The following is a 21644-nucleotide window of genomic DNA, read 5'->3' as shown; positions in this document are numbered from 1 at the left end:
TTTGTCTCACGAACACGAACATCCATAGGAGGTAAAAGTCGCGCTTTTCGGCTATCAAAAACTTGTATCTGCTCAAAACGAGTGCTCGGGGGCCCCTGAGCGAATACCATCCAGGAATACAAGATTGCTGCTGCAGTGAGTAAAAATTTTCGCATAGTTAGTCGATATGATGGGTAATATAAGCTTTTTCTTTGGAACTCGACCCGAAGTGGAGAACATTTAAAAAACAGCCGGCACCCCTACGGATGCCGGCTGAAGGATAAACTAGCTGAGTTGAACTTTACTGACCTTCTACATACAGATCCCAGTTGAGCTCTGCCTGTGGGTGAGGGAACTGTCGGAAAACGCTCCCCCCGTCGAAAGAGGTGTCGATTTCTTCCATGCGGTCGTAACGCCGTGTATCGATCCAGCGATGTCCCCATGGTTCAGCCCACAAGGAATAGCGGCGCTGATACAGGATTTCATCGATTAGTGCTTCCGTAGAGCTCGCTCCTGTATATTCCCCTATACCTGCGGCAGCACGGATCACATTGATCGCTTCGATCGCTGGACCTGCCTGGCCTAAATTCGCATGAGCCTCCGCTTTTAACAGAATAAGCTCTTCGTTTCGAATAAAAGGTACAGAGGTTTCATTTGTAGGCCAGCGCTGATCCTGGTGCGTACCCGTAAGCGGAGCTGCATCTGTCGTAATGATGACTGGATTTGTTCTTGGAAAAAACTTTTGGCGCACGCGCAAATCTCCTGCTGTCGTATCCCTTAAAACCGATGGATGCACCACAGTAAGGGTATTAATGGCGGCATCCAAGACAAAGAAGAGTGGGTTAAACAGGTCGGGTGCAGCACCATAAGGATGTGTCGGCCCCACCTGCATATCGCCATTCATATTAATAAAAGACCCTTCCAATGCGGTTAACACACCATTCCAGTCTTTTCGATAGGCATTTAAGCGTGCAGCGATCGCACGGTTTATCTGCTGTAAGCCTGCGATAGTATTAAAGCCATCAAAGCCTCGCGTCAAACGAAAGGGAAAGGGACCAGCGCCCGCAGCTTCCAAATCAGTAAAACCCTGATCCAATAAACTTTTCGCATGATCGAGCGCTTCTTCGTAGGACACAAAAGGCCCCGGGTTAAACGGGTCTGCCACATCGATACGAATACCGTTTTCAAACACGAAGTTCGCTGGAATCATAAATTGAAATCCCTGTATCGTCCGTGCAAATCCACGCGCAGAAGCACGCTCTCGATCGTTTAAGATACTAGCGTTAGTGGCCGCACCTGCTAGAACTTCTGCTTGGTTAATTGCCTGATAAGGCGCCGCCCAAGAGCCTCCTCCCGTGGCACCAAAACCAAAATAGGCGCGATCCGGCTGACGCCCCCCCTGCCCTAACCAGTCGGTTTGAAAGCGTGGGTCAGAACCGTTTAAATACCAAATCTCCCTACCGAATGTACCCCAGGAAGTGGTTACATTAAAGACATACGCTCTATGACGTGCCTCTAAACCAGTAATCAAAAACTGCACGGCTTCCCGTGAAGCATCTTCTAACACAACCTCCACGGCAGGATTATTCGGGTCGATTACCTCATCTATTTGAAGGGGATTGCAAGCCCATAGCGTTGTCGCTGCCAAAGCTGCTGCCCCTATGCTATTCATATATCTTTTCATATGCTTCTCTTGCTAAAATTAAAAGTCTATGTTAATGTGGAAAAACACACGACGTGGCGTAGGATAAGGCGTAATATCAACGTTATTCCCGATCGCCTGTGCCCCGAAGGTGGATGTCTCTGGATCATAACCTTCATAATTCGTAAACAGGAAGGCATTATTCACAGAAGTTCCTAAGCGAACTCCAGAAACCGAAGATCCGAAGGTGTTACGAACGATCTCCATAGGAACGGTGTAAAACAAACCAATCTCACGTACTTTTAAGAATGTGGCGTCTTGAACCCAGCGGCCCGCATTATTAAAAGGTGCCGGCGGACGCGGATTCAGCGTATTTGTTTCCGGATTGAAAAGGCCTGGCGTAGTTCCCCCTGAATCCGTCAAGAAGGAGGTAAGGTTAATGTTATCCCCACGGTGACGGTACTCCATCAAGAAAGATAGTTCTAGATTACGCGCAATCGTGAAATTATTCACCCAAGACATGTTGAAACGAGGCTGGGCATCTCCCCAAATGGTAAAGCCTCCTGGAACACTCGGATCCGCTGGCGTACCTACGATCGTAGTCGGAGAGAACCCTTCCGCATACAAGAACGTACCCAAAGCAGCACCAAAACCTCCACTTAAATACGTAGGAATTCCTAATCGTGTCATGTTGAGACGGTTATGCCAGTATAACACGCGGGTATTCCAACGTAAATTCGGTTTGTCCACTACTGTACCGAATAAACCTAACTCCAGACCTTTGTTCTGTAACTCTGCTTCATTACTCGGCGTAGAGTTCACGCCCGTAGAAGGAGCTAAACTTAAATTTTGGATGTTGTTTTGCGTATTTTTAATATAGTAGGTGGCCTCGATCCCAATACGGTTATTAAAGAAGCCTGCATCTACCCCAAACTCTAGCTCGGTAGCAGACTCAGGTAAAATAGCCGTATTCCCAATAGAAGTGGAAACTACCGAGCCTAAAAGGCCCCCGATATTCGTTCCACCAAGGGGCGTGAAAGTAGCCCCAAAACCCACAGGACCAGCGGTCTCGCCATAGGCGATACGTGGTTTTAAGGCTGCAATAACTGGCACATTGAACCACTCAAAATTGGCGATATTAACAGCCAAAGAGGCTCTTGGAAAGGCATAAAACTGATTGGGATCTCCATTTAGAGAAGATTTATCCCAGCGAATCCCTAAGGTTCCGATGATTTTATCGTCCCAGTTGGCCTCCTGCTGCAAGAAAACCCCTGCATCGGCCACTTCAGAGAAAAACTGCTGATTGATCTCCTGAATATTTGCCTGCTGCAAGTTGCGCTGCCCCGGAGCTAAACCCCTACCTCTATTGAACAAGACATCTTGCTGAAAATCTAAGCGAACGATACCTCCCGTGGAATTCATGTTCACATTCCCCAAGTTCCAGTTGTAAATTAACGCCGCCTGCAAATTGGTATTAAAGCTCTCCTGCTTACCCCAAAGGACATCACCTGGATTCGCCTGACCACGCTGAAACTGTAAAAACTCAGGCAGATAAACTAAGGTAGTATTTTGTAGAAAGTCTAAACCACCCGCCACCTGCGCCTTGAGAAAGCTGTTTTTCGTCTGTAAAATATCGATATCCAAACTAAAAGACTGAATAAAGCGATTGACTACGGAATTATTGATCCCATGATCCGTTACCGCTACCGGATTTTCTGCGAAATAGGGATTATCAGGGTAGGTACCATCCGGTCTTCTTCTTAGGTCAAAATAGTTCGGCACATAGGCGATATTATAACCGATAGAGGCTCCAGAGTTATTCTGGTTACCCGTAAACCCACGATCGGTATTACTGCGCACATAATTGGATGAAACGGATAGTCGGATCTTGTCTGAAATCTTCTGATCGATATTCGCACGGATCGAGTAACGCTCGAAACCTGTGTTACGCACATTACCATCTTCGCTCACTATATTTCCGCTTACAAAAAACTTGGTGCGCTCATTTCCGCCAGAAACATTAATCCGCGTATTGGAGAGCAGCGCCGTATTGTTATAGAAGAAATCCTCATAATCGATAAAATTACCCGTACGCTGCGCCTCGCGGAAGCGCTCTAACTCGATAGGTCGTCTACCTTCGGGAAAAAACACATTGATTTTCTCTTCACTCCAGTCGTCCACACCCAGAAGGCGTAAAGGCTGCGAAAACCCGATATCCTGGGATAAAGAAACTGTCGTCCTACCCTCTGCTCCACGCTTGGTAGTAATAATAATTACCCCGGCATTCGCACGCGTTCCATAAATGGCAGCAGCAGAAGGTCCTTTTAACACTTCGATAGACTCGATATCATTTGGGTTTAAATCCGCCAGCCGGTTGGCCCCATCATCCTGATTGGCACCACCAGCACCCGATACCGCTGCACGGCCCGTACGCTGAAAGGAGTTGTTAATGTATACCCCATCCAAGATAATAAGTGGCTGCGAACCTCCACCCAGCGTGGAAATACCCCGTAGCTGAATCGAAAATCCTCCTCCCGGAGCACCCGAGTTCGAACGAATGGTCGCCCCCGCGATCTTCCCGTAAAGCGCTCCATCTGTTGTCTGAAGTGTGGTCGTTCCTGTTAGCTCCTTACTCGAAACCGAAGAAACTGCATTCGCCAAGTTACTTCGTTTGACAGAGGAAGCCAGACCCGTTACCACCACTTCTTCTAAGTTCGTCGCATCCTGAGATAGGCGCACATTTAAAGTCCCCGTAGATGCATTCACATTAAAATTACGGGACACGTAACCTAAAGAAGAAACGATCAGCGTTCCCGAATCATTTCCCGGTACCGTTACAGAAAATCTGCCATCTAAATCCGTAACAGCACCGATACTCGTTCCTCGAAGTAAAATATTTGCCCCGATCAGGGGCTCCCCGGAACGATCATCCGTCACCGTCCCTGTGACTGTGTACTGCGCCATGCTCCAGCCCGTGGCTAAAAGCAGCAGCACCAAGCTCAGTGTGAACCTGTAAAATTTGTGCATAGGTAGTAGTATTAAGTTAAAGAAAAGGGTTACCTACGCGTCGACGAAAAAACCAGACAGCATGCCCGTCACTACCCTAAAAAAGAGCTCCTCGCTGAAAAACACGTCCGTTTAGTTGATCCGTTTTCACGTATACAAGCAATATAAACCAAAATAAATAGATAGCCGTGTAGAAAATGACAAAAGGAAAAAATGTTACTTGAATAAAAACACACATAAAAATAAACTTTTTCATTAATAAATTACACTATTTTACTATTCGGGAAATTTTATTTTGTACACAGCTTAGACAAACCAATACCCAATATTTTATTTTGTTTTTACCCATGATAACCAAACTTATTTTATTCTAAAAAATCTTGTATCCCACAAAAAAAAGCTAATCTTTCTCGAAAGAAGGATTAGCTTTTCAGAACTGCCGCCGCCACCGCCTCGCTCAGCTTTCTAATTCTTCAAGAAGGGTTGCGAACGCGGAATCGGCATAATTTCCTTTTGACGCCCATTCAAGTAAATCACCTGCTCACCATCCCAGTAAGCCCCCTCTTCTAACATAATGCGTACATCCTTTCCCCACTCTTCTACATACACGACTGCATTTAGCTCGATCGCATAGGCTGTCATCGGATATAACGGATAGTCCCCCGCGCCAGGCGTGTCCCCCTGATTGTCCCACATCCCGATCGTCGGCCCAGCAGCATGCCCGTGGTAGCCCATCGGATGGGAATAAATGCTCCCTCGGATGCCTGCAGCCTCCATTTTAGCGCGCGTGGCGCGCAAAATCTCATTCCCCGTCTTCCCATTCTCAAACGACTCGGTCAGGAAATCCTGAACCCGATTCCCCACCTGAAAAGCAGCGCGCAAATACGCCGGAACCTCGTCTTCCCCCGGCTTAAGCACATACGCCAACTGCTGCGTATCGGTACTTAAACGCAGATAGCTTATCCCAAAATCAATATGCAAAAGATCTCCCGGCATGATCACCGATACATCAGGGCGCTGGTCAAAAGTCCTCAAATGTTCCTTGGAGTCCGGATCCGCCCGCTGAATGTCTACCGTAGGCTGAAACCAAGTGTCCAATTTCCGCTCTTTTATCCGCTCCCGATAAAACCAAACCACGTCCTCCGTGGTCGTCACGCCGGGCGTAATCACATTTTCAGATAAACCCTCCGCTATAATTTGATTCGCAATCGACTGAATATGCCTGTACGTCGCCAACTCCGATGGCGTGCGGCGCTCTAACCAACCCACAGCCAGCTTCTCAGCCGAAACGACTCTGTCCTTCAGTCGCTTAGGTAGCTTGTCCATCAGCAAAGCATGCTCTTGGAAAGTCAGCCCATCAGCATGTCCGTAGGTATCTGAAAAGTTCAGCCCGATGCGCTCCGGATTACGCTCCTGAATGAGCGCCGCCAGGCGTGCGTACTGATCTGGCTCTGAATCGGGATCCCAAGCCTTCTTAAATCGCTTGCCTACATCATAGCGTGCCACCGCCAGCGCCTCCACAGTAGAACTCCCCTTCGGCTTGTATAACACTAAAATGGTCCTGCGGCGAGCCGCAAACCACGTCGCGGGCAAAAAGGTCCGAATGACTGGGTCTTCATTGTACTCCCGAGAAATCAGCACCCACATATCGATGCCCGTACGGTCCATTAACTCCGGAAGGACCGTGTCGATGCGCTCCTCTAACCATGCATCTAAAACTCGCGCCTGCGCGCGCTGATCTAAAACAGCGGACTGCATCTGCTGAGCTTGAAGTTGACCACTGATCAAAATCAGCCATAAAACGAAAAAGGGAATATACTTCATATCATTCATCTATAAGGTTGCGTAAAGAAAAGCAGATCAAGAAAAGGTACAAGGAAATTGTGCTAAGCGGTAAGCCTGCCGAAGAAAAAAGGGGTTCGAAACCCTCCTCCCTATGAATACTCCTGCTTTCGGGGCACCTAACGCAAAAAGGGCGGTAAAAAAGCCTCGTCCACTTCCTTACCGCCCATACGCTCCTGCTTAGCAGATCTCACGCTCGCATCTTTTTATACGCATTAATCAAGCCATTCGTAGAAGCATCATGCGTATCCACATCCTCATCGCCTGCCAACTCAGGTAAAATACGTTTGGCCAGCACCTTGCCCAGTTCTACTCCCCACTGATCGAAGCTCAAAATATTCCACAGAACCCCCTGTACGAAGATCTTATGCTCATACATGGCCACGAGCTGCCCCAGCGTATAAGGCGTGATTTTTTTCACCAAAATACTATTCGTAGGCCGCTCCCCATCAAAAACCCGATGTGGGGCGATGTTCCGAATCGTTTCCTCATCTGCTCCGGCAGCACGCATTTCAGCCTCCACAGCGGCCAGATCCTTTCCATTCATAAGGGCCTCCGTCTGCGCGAAGAAATTCGATAGTAGCTTCACATGATGGTCGCCGATAGGATTATGGCTTTGCGCTGGCGCAATGAAATCACAAGGAATCAAGTGCGTCCCCTGGTGAATCAACTGGTAGAAGGCATGCTGCCCGTTCGTCCCCGGTTCGCCCCAGATGATCGGGCCTGTGCTGTAGGAAACGCGCTCCCCAGTTCGTGTTACGTACTTGCCATTGGACTCCATGTTGCCCTGTTGGAAATAGGCAGCAAAACGGTGCAAATACTGGTCATAAGGGAGTATAGCCTCGGACGTGGCGCCAAGGAAATTACAGTTCCAAATCCCAATTAAGGCCATCAGCACCGGAATATTTTGCCCGAAGGGCGCCTCCTGAAAATGCACATCCATGCTGTACGCACCCTGAAGCAGTGCTTCAAAATTAGCAAAACCCACCGTGCAGGCGATAGGCAAGCCAATAGCGGACCATAAAGAGTAGCGTCCGCCTACCCAGTCCCAGAAGCCAAACATGTTTTCAGGAGCGATTCCGAAGGCCTCTACCGCCGCTGCATTCGTGGAAAGCGCCACAAAATGCTTTGCTACGGCCTTTTCATCCTGCGCATGGGTTAAAAACCAGTCCCGCGCCGAGTGGGCATTCGTCATGGTTTCCTGCGTCGTAAAGGTCTTCGAAGCGATAAAAAACAAGGTTGTCTCCGGATTTACCCGCTTCAGCGTCTCTGCTAAATGCGTGCCGTCGACATTAGACACGAAATGCGTCGTAATATGTGGTAACTGATACGGTTTAAGTGCTTCGGTTACCATCACAGGGCCTAAATCTGAGCCCCCGATACCGATATTTACGAGCGTGTCGATGGGCTTACCGGTGTAGCCTAGGTGCCGCTGCTGTTCGATCGCTTCAGCAAAACCCTTCATCTGCCCGAGCACCTGCCGAATATCAGGCATGACATCCTTTCCCTCCACCAGAATAGGGCGGTCGGACTGATTGCGGAGCGCGGTATGAAGAACGGCTCGACCTTCGGTCAAATTGATAGTCTCACCGCTGAACATGGCTTGAATGGCCTCAGCGAGCTTGCACTCCTCTGCCAGAGCTAGCAGCTGCTCCCGCACCGCATCGTTTATCTTGTTTTTACTGTAATCGAAAAGAAGGGACTCGAACGTCAGAGAATAATCGGAAAAACGAGCAGCATCTTGACATAACGTGCGGATACTGAGCTGCCCCGAAGTAGCGGCCAGTTGCTTAAGCGTCTTCCAAGCAGATGTGGTCGTGGGGTCGATAGCATGTAGCATAGAAAATATCTGTTTAATAGGTAGCTCAAAAGTATAAAAACAATGCCCGAAGAACAAAAATTAAATTGGTGTTTAAAAATAAATGCCGATTTTTCAGCACCTTTGCCATTATTTTAAGGAAATAGCTTATATTTAAATAATACAAACTAAACCCCACGCTGCACTTATGAACTCAGACGAGAAGCGTACCCTACTTTTAGTCGATGATGAACCGATAATCGGAATGATCGTAGAGAAGCAATTCAGTGAGGACCACCAGGTTACCATCAAACAAAATGGTGTGGAAGCACTCAGTCATATTATGAAGGGCGAAATCCCTGATGTGATCGTTATAGACCTAAACATGCCGAAAATGGGTGGCATGGAGTTTTTAGGCGAAATTAGAAAATTCCATTACCTCGAAAAAATTCCCGTCATCGTCCTCTCAGGTGAGGATAGTGTGAACGCCCGCATAGAGGCCTTTAACGCTGGGGCTGATGACTTTTTAATCAAGCCCTTTAACCCGAAAGAACTACGCGTGAGAATCAAGCGCTTTTTTGATCGTTATAAATTTCACGAGGTATGAACCCTACCCTGGCCATTATACGCCCGGATCTACTTTTTACGAAAGAAGTACGCAGCCAACTCGCTGAAAACTATCAGCTAGCGGAGGAGTTTAGCATCTTTTCCTTCATCGAAAAGTTGAAGGCGGGTAAGCTCCAAGCAGTCGGCGTATGCTTATTCGGAAAGCTCTCAGACCCTTCTTTTTTAAATACCGTAGAGACAGTTAGTGCTTTTAAATCGCTGCATGCTTTTAAAGTCATCGTGTTTAGCGATATGGTCGCGAAAGAAGATCGTGGAAATGCTGTGCGCCTGGACGTGGACGGTTTGCTTAGCGCAAAGGAATTGAAGAAAAACCATTTTCTCCAAGTCATCAGCCAGGCCCTAAAACGAGAACCCTCTAAACTAAGAGAAGAGCTCACGGACGATACGCAGACACTCGCCTCTTTTGATTACAAAACACCACTAAACAAAAGACTTTTCGATATTTTCTTTTCAGGCTTGGCACTCTTACTGCTCTCCCCTATTCTGCTGACCATCGCTGCCCTGATACGCTTGGAATCGAAAGGCCCTATCTTTTACAAATCCAAGCGTGTGGGTACCGCTTGGAAAGTCATCGACTTTTACAAGTTTCGCTCCATGGTACCCGATGCAGATAAAAAACTGAAAAGCCTCGATCACCTGAACCAATACAAGACGGGAGAGGCGGATCAGACGAAAAATAAATACATCAACAAGCGCTGTGACACCTGCCTCCGCTACGCTATTAGTTGTGAAAAACCCCTCTTTAACGACAGTGGGGACTACATCTGCGAAACCTTTTATCCTGACTTTAAAAAAGAGAGCGATAATACCTTCTTTAAAATCGCAAACGATCCACGCATCACTAAGCTGGGCGCATTTCTGCGGAATAGCAGCATCGATGAGCTACCGCAGCTCATCAATGTCTTTATCGGAGACATGTCAATCGTCGGGAATCGTCCACTCCCCATATACGAGGCTGAAAAGCTAACGACAGACAAGTATTCCAAACGCTTTATGGCACCTTCGGGCATCACGGGCCTTTGGCAGGTCACCAAGCGCGGAAAAGGTGGCCCCATGTCCGAGGAGGAGCGCATTGCACTCGATAATTATTATGCTGATAACTTTAGCTTTTGGTTGGATATGAAAATAATTTTAAAAACCTTTCCTGCCTTGTTTCAGAAGGAAAGCGTCTAAGTCACCTAATTGCAGTCCCTTTATGGATAGAAAATGGTCCTATCTTATCTTTTTTCTCCCCTTATTTTTTGGCCTTCAGGCCAAAGCACAGAACGTCCTGCCCTTTTCTGACCGGGACTCAGGAATAGAAGTATTTAATATCCTAGAAGATCTCGCCCTACAGCTGCCGCCTTTAGATGAACTCTTAGACATGGGCGAAGATTTTAACCCTACCATCAAACGAGAAGAAGCTTTAGCCAGAGCGGAAGAGCAGCGGATAAATGTGCAGAAAAGGTTATGGACTAACCATATTCGGCCCTTTGTCATTCTTTCTCAGGGCAATCAAGGCATTCTCGTTACCGGCTCCGCTGACGTCTTTACGAATACTGTGGCCAGCGGCTTTCTTTATGGCTTAAATGTAAGTATTCCGCTTTACGAATTTACCACAAGGGGAAACCGCATCAAACTGGCCACAGCAGAAAAGGAAGCTGCCCTCCACATGCGGGATGCCATGGCGATAGAAACCAGGCAGGAAATCGCTAAGGCATACTATCAACTCTTGGCTGCCCAGAAAACCATGGTGAATCACCACGAATTTTCGAAAAGCTACCACCAGTGAGCAAGTGGGGGAGCTGAAGCTGCGAGAAAATCAGCTTTCCCTAACCGATTACACGCGCTTGGCTGAAATCAATTCCCTGGCCCGAGACCGCTATTATAATGCCTATGCGGATTTTATGACGGCCTATAAAAATTTAGAAATTTTGCTGGGCATTAAATTGTCTATGTTAAAGCGATAAGCCTTAGATGTTAAAAATTAAAGAGTTATGGTGGGAGATTAAGAAATACTGGTACCTGTTTTTACTTGTACCCGGGATCTTGGCTGCGGTCGTTATTCTGATGACGCGCAATCTCGAAAAAATCTATGACTCCCATACCATTATTTATACCGGCATCTCCACCCGTAAGACCGCTGACCTCACCGAATCCCTTAAGATCGACTATTTTACATCGAATAACTTGATGGATAACATCGTCGAGTTGATTAATAGCCGGCGAACCTCTGAGCTGGTGGCGCTCAAGCTACTCTCCCAGCATCTGAGTATGGATGCTTATGATCCGAAAAGAATGGAGCGGGATACCTTCGAGCAGCTGCAGAATAATATCCCCGATTCTCTACGGAAGCTGATCGCGGTTCCTGGTGATCCTGTTCGCACCCAGCTGCGAATCGAGCGCCTGTTACGCGAAGAAGACCCTCGTATGGGACCGGTCCGCTATGTGCTGGAAAATCACAAGTATTACGGTATTTCGAACATTTCAGGGCGGGTGCGCGTGCTGCGTAAAAGGAGCTCGGATATGATCGAAATCAGCTACTATACAGATGATCCAGGAATCGTGTACCAGACCGTTCAGGCGCTCGCAGATGTGTACCTCAGCCGCTATGGAGACCTGAGGGTCAGTGAAACCAGTGGGGGAATAGACTTTTACATCCAAGAAAGAGATCGTATCTTCCAAAAACTACAAGATTCCGAAGAGCGCTTGAAGGAGTTCGTGAGTGCTAACCGCATCATGAACTTCTATGAGCAAGGAAAAAACCTGGATAATTACATCAACGAGATCGAAAAAGAAGTCATTCGGGCACGACAGGTTTCTGAAGGTGCTGACGCCAGCCTGCGAAAACTCGAGGAGAAATTACGCGTGAACGAGCTACGTGCTTCGACTATCGACTCCCTATCCTATTACCGCACGCAGGTTTCGAATAAGCGCGTCATGCTAAACACGCTCATGACCGAATTAGGCCCTGACAGTTATGAAATCATCGAGCTGAAAAAGGAAATCCGTGAGATATCAGATAAGCTCAGCGATAAAATCGCCAGTCTGTACCGACAGGATTTTGCTGTGGATGGTATTCCGCTCAATCAGATCCTGGGAGAATGGCTGAGCACCTATTTGGAAAAGGAAAGAGAGCTCAGCGCTTTAGAAATTTCCCTGAGCTCGAAACAAGAAATCTCTGACCGCATCGACCGTTTTGCCCCCTTAGGTGCAGAGCTCAAACGTCTGGAGCGGGAAGTGCAAGTAAACGAAAACGAATACCTGGCGATTCTTTCTGGTCTGAATCAGGCACGACTTCAAAGCCAGAACCTAAAGATTTCTCAGACGCAGGAAATTATCGATCCACCTTTTTTCCCAACGCAGGCTAGGGGCTCCAAGCGTAAAATCATGGTGGCTGCCTCCTTTATGTTTGGGCATATCCTTTTGATCGGCTTTTTTGCTGGAAGGCTCCTCCTCGGCGTGAATCTACACGAGCCGCAGCAGGCCGCCAAGCAGACCGGCCTACGCGTGATCGGTGCGTTCCCAGCCCCTGCCAAGGAGCTGCCTACTGCCGTGATGGCACGTCTTTTCGTTAATGAATGGAAGAAGCGACTTAAGCAGCAGCCAGCGGGTAATGGGATGCCTTTCGTGATCGGCATTCATCCGGTGAAAGAAGACAAGCGTCTCCTCCCGCTTTTAGAGGCGATCATCGCACAGACGCGCCTGCATTTTCCACAGGTCCCTGTCTTGCACCCAGAAAGCTTAAGCTCAGGGGAATACGCCTATGGCTTGGAAGCATTCCATGAAGCCTACAGTTGGGCAGACCTGCTGCCCGAGCAGCTCCGCTTCGACTGGTTCGAGCAGACCTGCAGCATCGTTATCTTTCCACCTTATCGGGCAGAAAATGCGAATTTAGACCTCATCGAAAAGGTAGATTGGCACCTCTTTGCGGCGCCAGCCGCGTATACCTGGACACGCAGCGATGTCATCCATAAGGAGTGGCTTGAAGACAGTGGAGCCCTTCAGCCGGAGCTGCTGCTCTACCAAGTGGATGTAAATTTCATTCGAGAAATTATCGGAAATCAAGCCTAAGCATGCAAGTATCGCAGGCCAAGACCCATATCGCGTTTACGGTCGGGGGCATCCTCCTCGCACTAGGCTCCGCCTTCATGATTTTGAAGATGGAAGTGCTCTTCGTGATTTTAGCGACCGTCGGCCTGCTGAGTTTCTTTTTGCTCTACTACATCCTGATGAACCCTTGCGGGGATTTTATCTTTCGCTGAGCCTGGCCTTCGTCGTAAATGGCGCCACCCGCTACCTGACCAGCCTGCCCCTGGGCCTAGGTGTGGATTTCCTGTTGGTAATCGCCCTTATCCTCGCCATCGTCAGCCCACGTCATCCACGCCTGACGCTTCTTAATAATGGCGCGATATATCTGAGCGTCATTTGGTTAGGCTTTGCTGTCCTCGAGCTTTTTAACCCCGAAGCGCCCAGTAAAGAGGCCTGGTTTTATGCTGTGCGGGCAGTCGCCTTCTACCAGCTTTTTACCGTGGTACTCATCCTGCTCTATGTAAAAACCAAAGAAGACATCTACTTTTTCACTCATTTCATCTTGATTTGGTGTGTAGCTGCCGCCTTCTGGGGCTTTAAACAGATTTTTATTGGGTTGGACAACTATGAATGGGCTTGGCTGCTGGAGGGGGCGATTAAAACACATGTGCTTCGGGGCGTCTTGCGTGCCTTTTCCTTCCTCTCCGACTCTGGCCAGTTCGGGGCTACCATGGGCTATGCTGGCATCATGAGTATTATTTTGGCGCTGGGGCCATTTGCGCTGCGCAAGCGCCTGCTTTTCCTGGTCGCCTCGCTGATTTGCTTCTACGCCATGGGACTTAGCGGTACGCGGGGAGCGCTTTTTGTGCCCGCTAGCGCGGCAATGGCCTACCTCGTGGCAACGAAAAACTTCCGCAGCGTGGCTGTGGGCCTGATCGTGCTCGGAGGAATCTTTTTCTTCCTGAAATACACCACGATCGGTAACGACAACTATACCTTGCGCAGAATGCGCTCCGCCCTGAACCCGGAAGACCCCTCGCTGAAAGTCCGCTTGGAGAACCAAAAAAAGTTCAAAGCCTACCTCAAAACCCGTCCTTTCGGCGGTGGAATCGGGACCTCTGGCACCTGGGGGCTGCGCTTTAGCCCGAACACCTTTTTAGCCCAGACTCCTAACGACTCCTGGTATGTGAAAATATGGGCAGAAACTGGCGTGATAGGCCTCACCTTGCACATTGCTATCATTTTATTCTTTATCTTTAAGGGCTTCGCAGTGATTTTTTCCCTGCAGGACCCCGTACTCAAGCACTACCTCATGGCCCTGCATTCAGGCTTTATCGGAATCGCCTTTGCCGCCTATGGCAATCCTATCCTCGGGCAGTTTCCCCTAAATCTTATGCTCTATTTACCTGGCCGCCATCTACATTATCGAGGATATCGACACCAACAGCCATGAAGAAAGCACCACAAACACTTCCGAAGGTCTCCCTGGTGACCGTCAACTTTAACACCACCGCCGTCACGCGCGAGCTCCTGTGCTCCCTGCGTGCGCAGCATTACCCGAACCTGGAAATTATCCTCGTGGATAATGGCTCTAAGGAACCCTGCGCGGTCTTAGCCGAGGAGTTTCCGGAAGTCATCTACGTAGATACTGGCCAGAACCTGGGCTTTGCCGGAGGCAATAACGCAGGCATGGAAAAGGCCACCGGAGACTATTTTCTCTGGTTAAATAATGATACCGAGGTAGCTCCCGACTTTCTTTTCCCCCTCGTGGAGCGCTTCGCGCAAAACCCCACTATCGGCATGGTATCGCCTAAAATTTACTTTTACGATGCGCCGAACACCCTGCAATTCGCCGGCTTTGGCCCCATCAGCAGCATCAGTGGCAGGGGCTTCTCCATCGGACTAGGGGAGCAAGACGAAGGGCAGTTTGAGGAAGCCCGTGCCATCAGCCGCCCCCATGGCGCCGCGATGATGTTTTCACGCGCGCTTTGGGAAAAAATCGGCCCCATGCCGGAGGTGTACTTCCTTTATTACGAAGAAATGGACTATGCCGCCATCGCCAGCCGCGCCGGATTCAGCATCTGGTACGAGCCGAAAAGCCGCGTCTGGCATAAGGAAAGCATGTCCACCGGCAAGCAGTCCCCCCTAAAAGCCTTCTACTATGGCCGTAACCGCTTGCTCTATCTCCGCCGCCATACCCGCGGCTCCAAAAACTGCTGATGTACGCCTTCTACCTCTTGGTAGCCGTACCGAAAAACCTCCTACAGATGCGTAAAAACGGAGAAAAGGAGCAAGCCGCCGCCTACTGGAAGGGCGTCAAATGGAATTTCACCTCAGCCGGTAAAGCGGCTGCTAACTGGCAGTTACCATGAACATCGGAATAGAAGCCCAGCGCATTTTTCGCCCAAAAAAGCACGGAATGGACATCGTCATCTTGGAGGCCCTTCGCGCCATGCAGCGGCGTGAAGATCTGCCTTCCGGGCAAAGGTCTTCGTCCAACCCGATGCCGATCCCTGCTTGCAGACCTACGGGCAGGTCGACGTGCAGCAGCTCGGGCCAGCAAATTACATCAAGTGGGAGCAGCGCCTTTTGCCGCAGGCGGCCAAAGAAACAGGCGTACAGCTCCTCCACACCACGAGCAATACAGGGCCTACGGGGAGTAAAATCCCCCTTATCGTGACCATTCATGATGTTATCTACTTGGAAAAATGGATGCTCAGCGAGGGCTCTTGGTACCAGCGCCTCGGCAACCTATACCGCCGGTGGAATGTCCCGAAAGTGGCCGCGCAGTGCCAGCATATACTAACCGTTAGTGCCTATGAAAAAGAGCGGATCTGCCATTACCTACGCGTACCTGAAGAAAAAGTCAGTACCGTATATAATGCCTGCAGCGCGCACTTTTTCGCCTCCCACCGCCCTGAGCAGATCCAGCAGTTTCTGAAAGAAAAAGGCCTGCCCGAACGCTATGTGCTTTACCTAGGCAATACCGATCCGAAAAAAAATCTAAAAAATGTCTTGCGCGCCCTGGATACCATCGAAAGAGCCGGAAAGCTTAGCTATAAGCTTGTCATGCCTGACCTGGAAGCCGGCTATCTGCGAAAAGAACTGGCCCTTATCGGAAATCCCCGGCTGGCAGATGCCATTCACCTAACGGGCTACCTGCCGAATCGACAGCTCCCCTACCTGTACCAAGGGGCGCTTTGCTTCCTGTACCCCTCGCTTCGGGAAAGTTTCGGTATTCCGATGCTGGAAGCCATGGCCTCTTCCTGTCCGCTGATCTGCAGTGACACCTCCGCCATGCCTGAAATCGCTGGGGATGCGGCGCTGTACGTGAACCCCCATGTTCCCGGTTCCATCGCGGAAGGCTGATGCAGCTGCTGGAGGATGAGGGCATGCGCCAAAGCCTCATCGCCAAAGGAAAAGCAAGGGCCGCGACCTTTTCCTGGGAAAATACCGCCCAAAAGATGATAGACATTTACATGAAATTTGTACCTTAGAGAAAGCCGCCTCGCGTGCGGCGCTCAGCCTATAGCGTAACCTGAAGACCATGAGCCTTTACGACCTTAAAATCAAGATTCAAAACAACTACCTGCTTCCCATCGTGCGCAAGCATCGCAAGCTGGCCGATCTTTACTATTTTCTGTTCTCGAGTGATTTTTCCCGTGAGCACCAGAAGGTGCTGGAGGGCAAATTCCTCCACCTCAGCGCCCTGCGCGCAAACCAGCCGAATGCGTTCCATTTGCGCCGCCAGGTGCACCGCCTCGAAAAAGGGCTGATTATGAAAAACCGCCGCCGTTCCTTCGCGCGCGACTACATCGGCGACACGGTTAAAAATTACATCACGCTGAGTGAAAACCGCCACCTCGGTGGAGACATCGATGAAGGGCTGCTACTCTGGGGGTACAGTGTCTTGACGGCCTACTTCGAAGCCGTAGAGCACGATGCGGAAATCCAAGCGCTCCATGCGCAGTTTGTGGCCTGCGACCACCCCCTTTCCATCCAGCAATCCCCCGTAAAGGCGGCACCCTATAAGCGAAAAGAAGCACACCGCAGCCAGGTTACTTATGAAGATTTTCTAAGTCTGACCAAGCAGCGCCGCTCCGTACGCTACTTCCTGCAGCAGGAGGTTCCGCGTGAACTTTTAGAAAAGGCCATGGCCGCTGCCACCTTCTCCCCCTCGGCCTGTAACCGACAGCCTTTTTATTTTCATGTTTTTACCGAAGAGGAGAAAAAGAACCAAGTCGGTGCCCTGCCGGCAGGTATCCGCCCCTTCTTTAAAAATATTCCCGTGATCATGGTCTTGGTGGGACGGCTCAGCGCCTACCTCAGCGAACGCGACCGCCACGTGATTTACTTGGATGGAGGTCTGGCTTCGATGAGCTTTGTGCTTGCACTCGAAACCCTCGGGCTCAGCTCGGTCACGATCAACTGGCCGGATATCGAATACCTAGAGGGCAAAATGGATGAACTGCTCCCCCTAAAGCCGGATGAGCGACCGCTCATGCTTATCGGCGTGGGCTACGCAGATCCTGAAGGCGGTATTCCATACTCGCAGAAAAAGACTCCGGACCAACTCATGCGTTTTAATGAGCTCCGGTCCTAAGTCGGCGAACATACGACCCGAAGAGTGGTTCGAGCGGGGGCACCTCATGGATAACATGAAGGAGCGCTCCGTGAAGGGAGGCTTACGTACGGTCGGTGCGCAGCTTTTTTCCTTCAGCACGAACTTGCTCACGACGATTTTTCTGGCTCGGCTCCTGCTTCCCGAGGACTACGGGATCGTGGCCATGGTGACCTCCTTTACGGGGTTTATATTGATATTTAAGGACTTAGGCATCGCGCAGGCGGTCATTTCTCAGGATGGTCTTACGCAAAGATTGGTCAGTGAGCTCTTTTGGTTTAACGTGCTCATCAGCATCGTGCTGGCCCTTTTAATCGCCGGAACGGCACCGCTGGTGGTCTGGTTTTATGGAGAAAGTCGCCTGGCACCGATCACCTTTGCCTATGCCGGAATCGCGATTTTAGGGGGCTATCCGTGCAGCATCAGGCACTGCTTAGCCGGCAGATGCAGTTTCAGCGGATTTCATCGATCACGATGCAAGCGGCATTTTTCAGCCTGCTGCCCGCACTCGCTATGGCCTACTTAGGCGCTGGCTACTGGGCACTGGTAGCTATCAGTGCACTGAATAGCCTGATTACCTGTGCCTTGCTCTGGGTAAAGTGCAGCTGGCGGCCTGACTTTCACTGGCCCTCGGCACGCATAAAATCTTTTCTGGGCTTCGGAGCGGGCATCTCCGGGTTTAATATCATCAATTATTTCAGCCGAAACCTGGACAATGTCCTCATCGGAAAGTACTTAGGGTCGGGGCCTTTGGGACTTTATTCGAAGGCCTACCAGCTGCTGATGCTCCCCATCACCCAGCTGCGCGACCCCCTGAATAGCGTAGGCATCCCCGCCATGAGCTCCCTGCGCGCAGAGCCTGGTCGCTATCGGCATTATTACAGCCAGTTTCTGTTTTTCATGGCCTTTTTCTCCATGCCCATCACGCTCTTTCTGCTGGTAAATGCAGAGGCACTTATCCTACTTTCACTGGGAGCACAGTGGGTAGAAGCCATCGGAATCTTCCAGCTGCTGGCCATCACTGCCTTTATACAGCCCGTGGCCTCCACTCGTGGGATGGTCATGATTTCCAGTGGCCTAAGCACCCGGTATTTCTACTGGGGCTTGGCTAATGCCATCGTGGTCACGCTTGCCTTCGTCATCGGAATTCGCTTCGGGCTAAGTGGAATCGCTATCGCGTATGCGATCGCCAACTACCTGATCCTCATTCCTTCGCTGTACTACTGTTTTGCTAAAACACCTGTGACCGTCGGTCAATTTCTACGGAGTATTTTGGCGCCGGCCAGCACCGCCCTTTTTGCGGCAGGCATGAATTATATGGCCCTGCGCAGCCTGGCGGTTGATTCCCTTTGGCTCCAGCTGGGCACTGGGCTACTCAGTTTTGGACTGAGCTACTTGGGGCTTTGGGCCCTTTTGCCGCCCCTGCGGCCCCGACTAAAAGAACTCCTCACCATCGCTAAATCCATTAAGAAAAAACCATGAAAGATGCCTATTTAATCGTCGGAACGAATTTTATCAACAAAGGCGCCGAGGCCATGATGAAAACGGTGGCGCATTTTATCCGCCAGCAGGATCCTGAGGCTTCCCTCCATGTCATTTGCCATGCGGAGGAAAAGGAGATCGCCGAACGACAGGGCTTCGTACCGCATTACGTTTCCAGCTCCGGTCTGCTCCACCTCATCAGCCGCGTGGAGGGCAAGGTGAAGTCCAGCTTGAAGCTAAAAACCAAGCCCTATGCCGACTATAGCCCGATGCAAAGCATCAAAAAAATCAAGCAGCTTCGCATGGTGATCGATGCGAGTGGTTTCGCCTATGGCGATAAACGAGGCTATCAGCAACCACTCGAAACGCAACTGATCATCGATTACTGCAAGCCAAAGGGCATTCCCTATTACTTTATGCCCCAGGCATGGGGAGGGTTTAAGGAGGAGGCGGTGCGCCAAAACTGCCGGCGCATGCTGGAGTCCGCAGATGGCTTTTATGCCCGCGATGATCAGTCCAGGGCCTATGTGGCGGAACTGCTGGAGCGCCCACTCGAGGAAATTCCGCTTATGCCGGACATCGCCTTTCACTTCCCTGTCCCGACCCTTGACCCAGCGACGGTGCTACCAGAATTAGCAACGATAAAGGCCTCTGGCAAGCCTCTTCTGGCCCTTTCGCCGAATATGCGCGTGCTGGAGCGGATGGGAAAGGCCGATGGCCAAAACCCGTATGTGCAGACCTTGTTAGCGCTGATTTCTTCACTCCGAACACAGTACGAGGTGCTGCTGGTGCCCAATGAAATCCGTCCTCCCGGGGCACCACAGAAGGACGATGCCTTCCTCTGCCAGCTGCTGCATGACTTGACTCCTGAGCCGGAAAAGATTTACCGCATAAAAGGGTACCGCAGCGCGGAGGAGATCAAAGCGGTTATCAAAACCTGTCACTATGTGATCGCTTCCCGCTTTCACACGCTGGTCTTTGCGCTGAGCTTAGGCATTCCCTCGCTAGCGATTTCGTGGTCGCACAAGTACCGAGAGCTCTTTAAACTCTTTCAGATGGAAAGTTTCGTGATCGAAGATAAGGAGATGGAGGCCAGTTTCATCTTGAAAAAGGTGGAAGAAGGCTTGGGCCGCCATGCCGAGCTGAGCGATCATATCCGCCGTACGGTAGAAGCACTAAAAAATACGAACCGCCCCGTTTTTGACATCTTTGAGCAGTAAGCGTGGACAGCCGGAGGAAGGGAAACTTTCAGGCTCTTTCTCCGGTTTATTTTGCGACTCCAAGCCCGCCGTGTTATGTTGCGCAAATTAAAGCAGCTCATTTTACCTTTTTTCCAACAGGGTCTTGGCCCTAAAGAGCTGGCGCTTTGTTTAAGCATTACCTTATTCATCAGTACGATCCCGCTAATAGGACCCGTTACGCTGCTGTTGACTTTCTTTATCGTCAAGTTTCGTTTGAATTTGCCTCTGGCAATGGGTTTCAGCTATGTTTTGACTCCTGTTCAACTGCTGGGGATTTTGTTTTTTATTCGTGTTGGCGAGGGGATGATGGGCCTACCTCCACTCCCATTAGACTGGGAAGGCTTACAGGTTTTACTTGGGGAAGGACCTCGAGCCGTTTTTCAAGTGCTTTCCGAGCGCATTTTCGTCGCCCTTGGGGCTTGGTTGCTGATCGCAGCGCCTGTTTCTCTTCTATTTTACTTTTTAGTTTACCAAGGTTCACGCTACTTTCTTCGGCGCAGAATGCATGGCTAAATCAGCAGGTCATTTGGATGCGATTCGACTTCACGAAAATACCTAAGAAAAAATAAGCGCATATGCCCCTACAAGCAGGAAAAGTCGATTTTCCGAGTATCCACTCAGATAGAATTTTATCATTTGACCGAAAAAAGCTGTTGAGTAAACCGTTTTTTTTCTATTTTAGGACATGATTAAAACATTGATTGTGGATGATGAGGTCCACGCCCAAGAATATTTGGCCAGCCTTCTCGAACAGTATGGTGATGACAAGTTTCAACTTATTGGCACCTGTGGTTCTGTAGATGAAGCCATCCCAGTGATCACGAAAAAAAAGCCCGACCTTGTATTTATGGACATCCAGATGCCCGGAAAAACAGGAATCGAGCTGTTCGAAACCATTAAAGACCCAGACTTTTCTGTGGTGTTTACAACTGCCCATAAGGACTATGCCATCGAAACGATTAACAAGGTACGGCCTTTTGACTATCTCTTAAAACCGATTATCGGCAGCAACTTCAAAGCCTGCCTGGAGAAATTTCTTGATTTCGTGGAGCCCAAAAAAGAGGACCAAATCAAGAATGAGAATATTTTATCCATCCACATGGAGAATCAGATTCACTTCGTTCAGACGAAAGAAATCCTCTACCTAAAGGCGAATGGAAGTTACACCGAAGTGCACAGGGAAGGGCATGAGCCGCTCCTCGCCTCCAAAAACCTCGGACAGCTGCTCGAAAAGCTCTCGCCGAAAGATTTTCTGCGCATTCATAACAAGTTTGTGGTAAACATTAATAAGGTCGTAACTTGGGACCGGCAGGATCACTTTTTAAAGCTCATCAACGGGGAAGAGATATCTGTTGCCTACCGCAAGAGTAACGAGTTGCGCCGCATGATGTGAAC

The 21644-nt window shown here is 49.8% G+C and carries 19 protein-coding genes and 1 pseudogene; 16 read left to right on the top strand and 4 right to left on the bottom strand.

Annotation, left to right across the window (positions count from 1 at the left end):
• Positions 1 to 280: 280 nt before the first annotated feature.
• The 4 genes from A3SI_RS09995 to pgi all read right to left on the bottom strand — a co-directional run bounded on the left by A3SI_RS09995 (position 281) and on the right by pgi (position 8309).
• On the bottom strand, positions 281 to 1651 hold the full coding sequence (locus tag A3SI_RS09995; RefSeq protein WP_009055586.1) for a RagB/SusD family nutrient uptake outer membrane protein: 1371 nt from the start codon (positions 1649 to 1651) through the stop codon (positions 281 to 283).
• A 30-nt stretch (positions 1652 to 1681) separates the two neighbouring features.
• On the bottom strand, positions 1682 to 4648 hold the full coding sequence (locus A3SI_RS09990) for a SusC/RagA family TonB-linked outer membrane protein (RefSeq protein WP_009055583.1): 2967 nt from the start codon (positions 4646 to 4648) through the stop codon (positions 1682 to 1684).
• 444 nt (positions 4649 to 5092) lie between these two features.
• Positions 5093 to 6460: a M24 family metallopeptidase gene (locus tag A3SI_RS09985; RefSeq protein ID WP_009055581.1), complete on the bottom strand. Its 1368-nt coding sequence runs from the start codon at positions 6458 to 6460 to the stop codon at positions 5093 to 5095.
• A 199-nt stretch (positions 6461 to 6659) separates the two neighbouring features.
• Positions 6660 to 8309: a glucose-6-phosphate isomerase gene (pgi, locus tag A3SI_RS09980; RefSeq protein WP_009055579.1), complete on the bottom strand. Its 1650-nt coding sequence runs from the start codon at positions 8307 to 8309 to the stop codon at positions 6660 to 6662.
• Between the two features lie 166 nt (positions 8310 to 8475).
• On the opposite strand from pgi, the gene A3SI_RS09975 reads away from it, so the two are divergent.
• The 16 genes and pseudogenes from A3SI_RS09975 (at position 8476) to A3SI_RS09915 (ending at position 21642) form a co-directional block, all read left to right on the top strand.
• Positions 8476 to 8874 (top strand): response regulator transcription factor, encoded by a 399-nt coding sequence (locus A3SI_RS09975; RefSeq protein WP_009055576.1) that lies wholly within the window; start codon positions 8476 to 8478, stop codon positions 8872 to 8874.
• A complete protein-coding gene (locus A3SI_RS09970; protein ID WP_009055573.1) occupies positions 8871 to 10067 on the top strand; it encodes a sugar transferase in 1197 nt (398 codons plus the stop codon). The genes A3SI_RS09975 and A3SI_RS09970 overlap by 4 nt, the downstream gene beginning before the upstream one ends.
• Positions 10068 to 10089: 22 nt before the next feature.
• A complete protein-coding gene (locus tag A3SI_RS09965; protein ID WP_009055571.1) occupies positions 10090 to 10665 on the top strand; it encodes a TolC family protein in 576 nt (191 codons plus the stop codon).
• Between the two features lie 4 nt (positions 10666 to 10669).
• The gene (locus A3SI_RS18930; protein ID WP_156810266.1) at positions 10670 to 10843 is read left to right on the top strand and encodes a hypothetical protein; all 174 of its coding nucleotides are present in this window, start codon (positions 10670 to 10672) and stop codon (positions 10841 to 10843) included.
• Positions 10844 to 10850: 7 nt separating this feature from the next.
• The gene (locus A3SI_RS09960) at positions 10851 to 12947 is read left to right on the top strand and encodes a GumC family protein (protein ID WP_009055570.1); all 2097 of its coding nucleotides are present in this window, start codon (positions 10851 to 10853) and stop codon (positions 12945 to 12947) included.
• A gap of 2 nt (positions 12948 to 12949) precedes the next feature.
• The gene (locus A3SI_RS09955; protein WP_009055569.1) at positions 12950 to 13138 is read left to right on the top strand and encodes a hypothetical protein; all 189 of its coding nucleotides are present in this window, start codon (positions 12950 to 12952) and stop codon (positions 13136 to 13138) included.
• Positions 13114 to 14358, top strand: a complete 1245-nt coding sequence (locus tag A3SI_RS09950; protein ID WP_009055567.1) for an O-antigen ligase family protein — start codon at positions 13114 to 13116, stop codon at positions 14356 to 14358. Before A3SI_RS09955 ends, A3SI_RS09950 begins: the two co-directional genes overlap by 25 nt.
• Complete coding sequence (locus A3SI_RS09945; RefSeq protein ID WP_009055564.1) at positions 14355 to 15125, top strand: glycosyltransferase family 2 protein; 771 nt, start codon at positions 14355 to 14357, stop codon at positions 15123 to 15125. The genes A3SI_RS09950 and A3SI_RS09945 overlap by 4 nt, the downstream gene beginning before the upstream one ends.
• Positions 15125 to 15277, top strand: coding sequence for a hypothetical protein (locus A3SI_RS18925; protein WP_156810265.1), 153 nt, complete (start codon positions 15125 to 15127; stop codon positions 15275 to 15277). The genes A3SI_RS09945 and A3SI_RS18925 overlap by 1 nt, the downstream gene beginning before the upstream one ends.
• Positions 15278 to 15422: 145 nt before the next feature.
• The gene (locus A3SI_RS09940) at positions 15423 to 16274 is read left to right on the top strand and encodes a glycosyltransferase family 4 protein (protein ID WP_009055562.1); all 852 of its coding nucleotides are present in this window, start codon (positions 15423 to 15425) and stop codon (positions 16272 to 16274) included.
• Positions 16274 to 16402: a hypothetical protein gene (locus A3SI_RS21640; protein WP_009055561.1), complete on the top strand. Its 129-nt coding sequence runs from the start codon at positions 16274 to 16276 to the stop codon at positions 16400 to 16402. The genes A3SI_RS09940 and A3SI_RS21640 overlap by 1 nt, the downstream gene beginning before the upstream one ends.
• Positions 16403 to 16452: 50 nt before the next feature.
• Positions 16453 to 17508, top strand: coding sequence for a nitroreductase family protein (locus A3SI_RS09935; RefSeq protein ID WP_009055560.1), 1056 nt, complete (start codon positions 16453 to 16455; stop codon positions 17506 to 17508).
• Positions 17393 to 19008: pseudogene (locus A3SI_RS17465) on the top strand (lipopolysaccharide biosynthesis protein). Before A3SI_RS09935 ends, A3SI_RS17465 begins: the two are co-directional and overlap by 116 nt.
• Positions 19005 to 20228, top strand: a complete 1224-nt coding sequence (locus A3SI_RS09925) for a polysaccharide pyruvyl transferase family protein (RefSeq protein WP_009055559.1) — start codon at positions 19005 to 19007, stop codon at positions 20226 to 20228. The pseudogene A3SI_RS17465 and the gene A3SI_RS09925 overlap by 4 nt, the downstream one beginning before the upstream one ends.
• 75 nt (positions 20229 to 20303) lie before the next feature.
• Entirely contained in the window at positions 20304 to 20762 is a 459-nt protein-coding gene (locus A3SI_RS09920; protein WP_009055558.1) for a DUF2062 domain-containing protein, read from the top strand.
• A gap of 172 nt (positions 20763 to 20934) precedes the next feature.
• Positions 20935 to 21642 (top strand): LytR/AlgR family response regulator transcription factor, encoded by a 708-nt coding sequence (locus tag A3SI_RS09915; protein ID WP_009055556.1) that lies wholly within the window; start codon positions 20935 to 20937, stop codon positions 21640 to 21642.
• The last annotated feature ends 2 nt before the right edge of the window (positions 21643 to 21644 follow it).

Source organism: Nitritalea halalkaliphila LW7 (assembly GCF_000265075.1).
GTDB classification, from domain to species: domain Bacteria; phylum Bacteroidota; class Bacteroidia; order Cytophagales; family Cyclobacteriaceae; genus Nitritalea; species Nitritalea halalkaliphila.
Note: the sequence above shows the minus strand (reverse complement) of the source record. Positions and strands in the feature narration are given on the sequence as shown.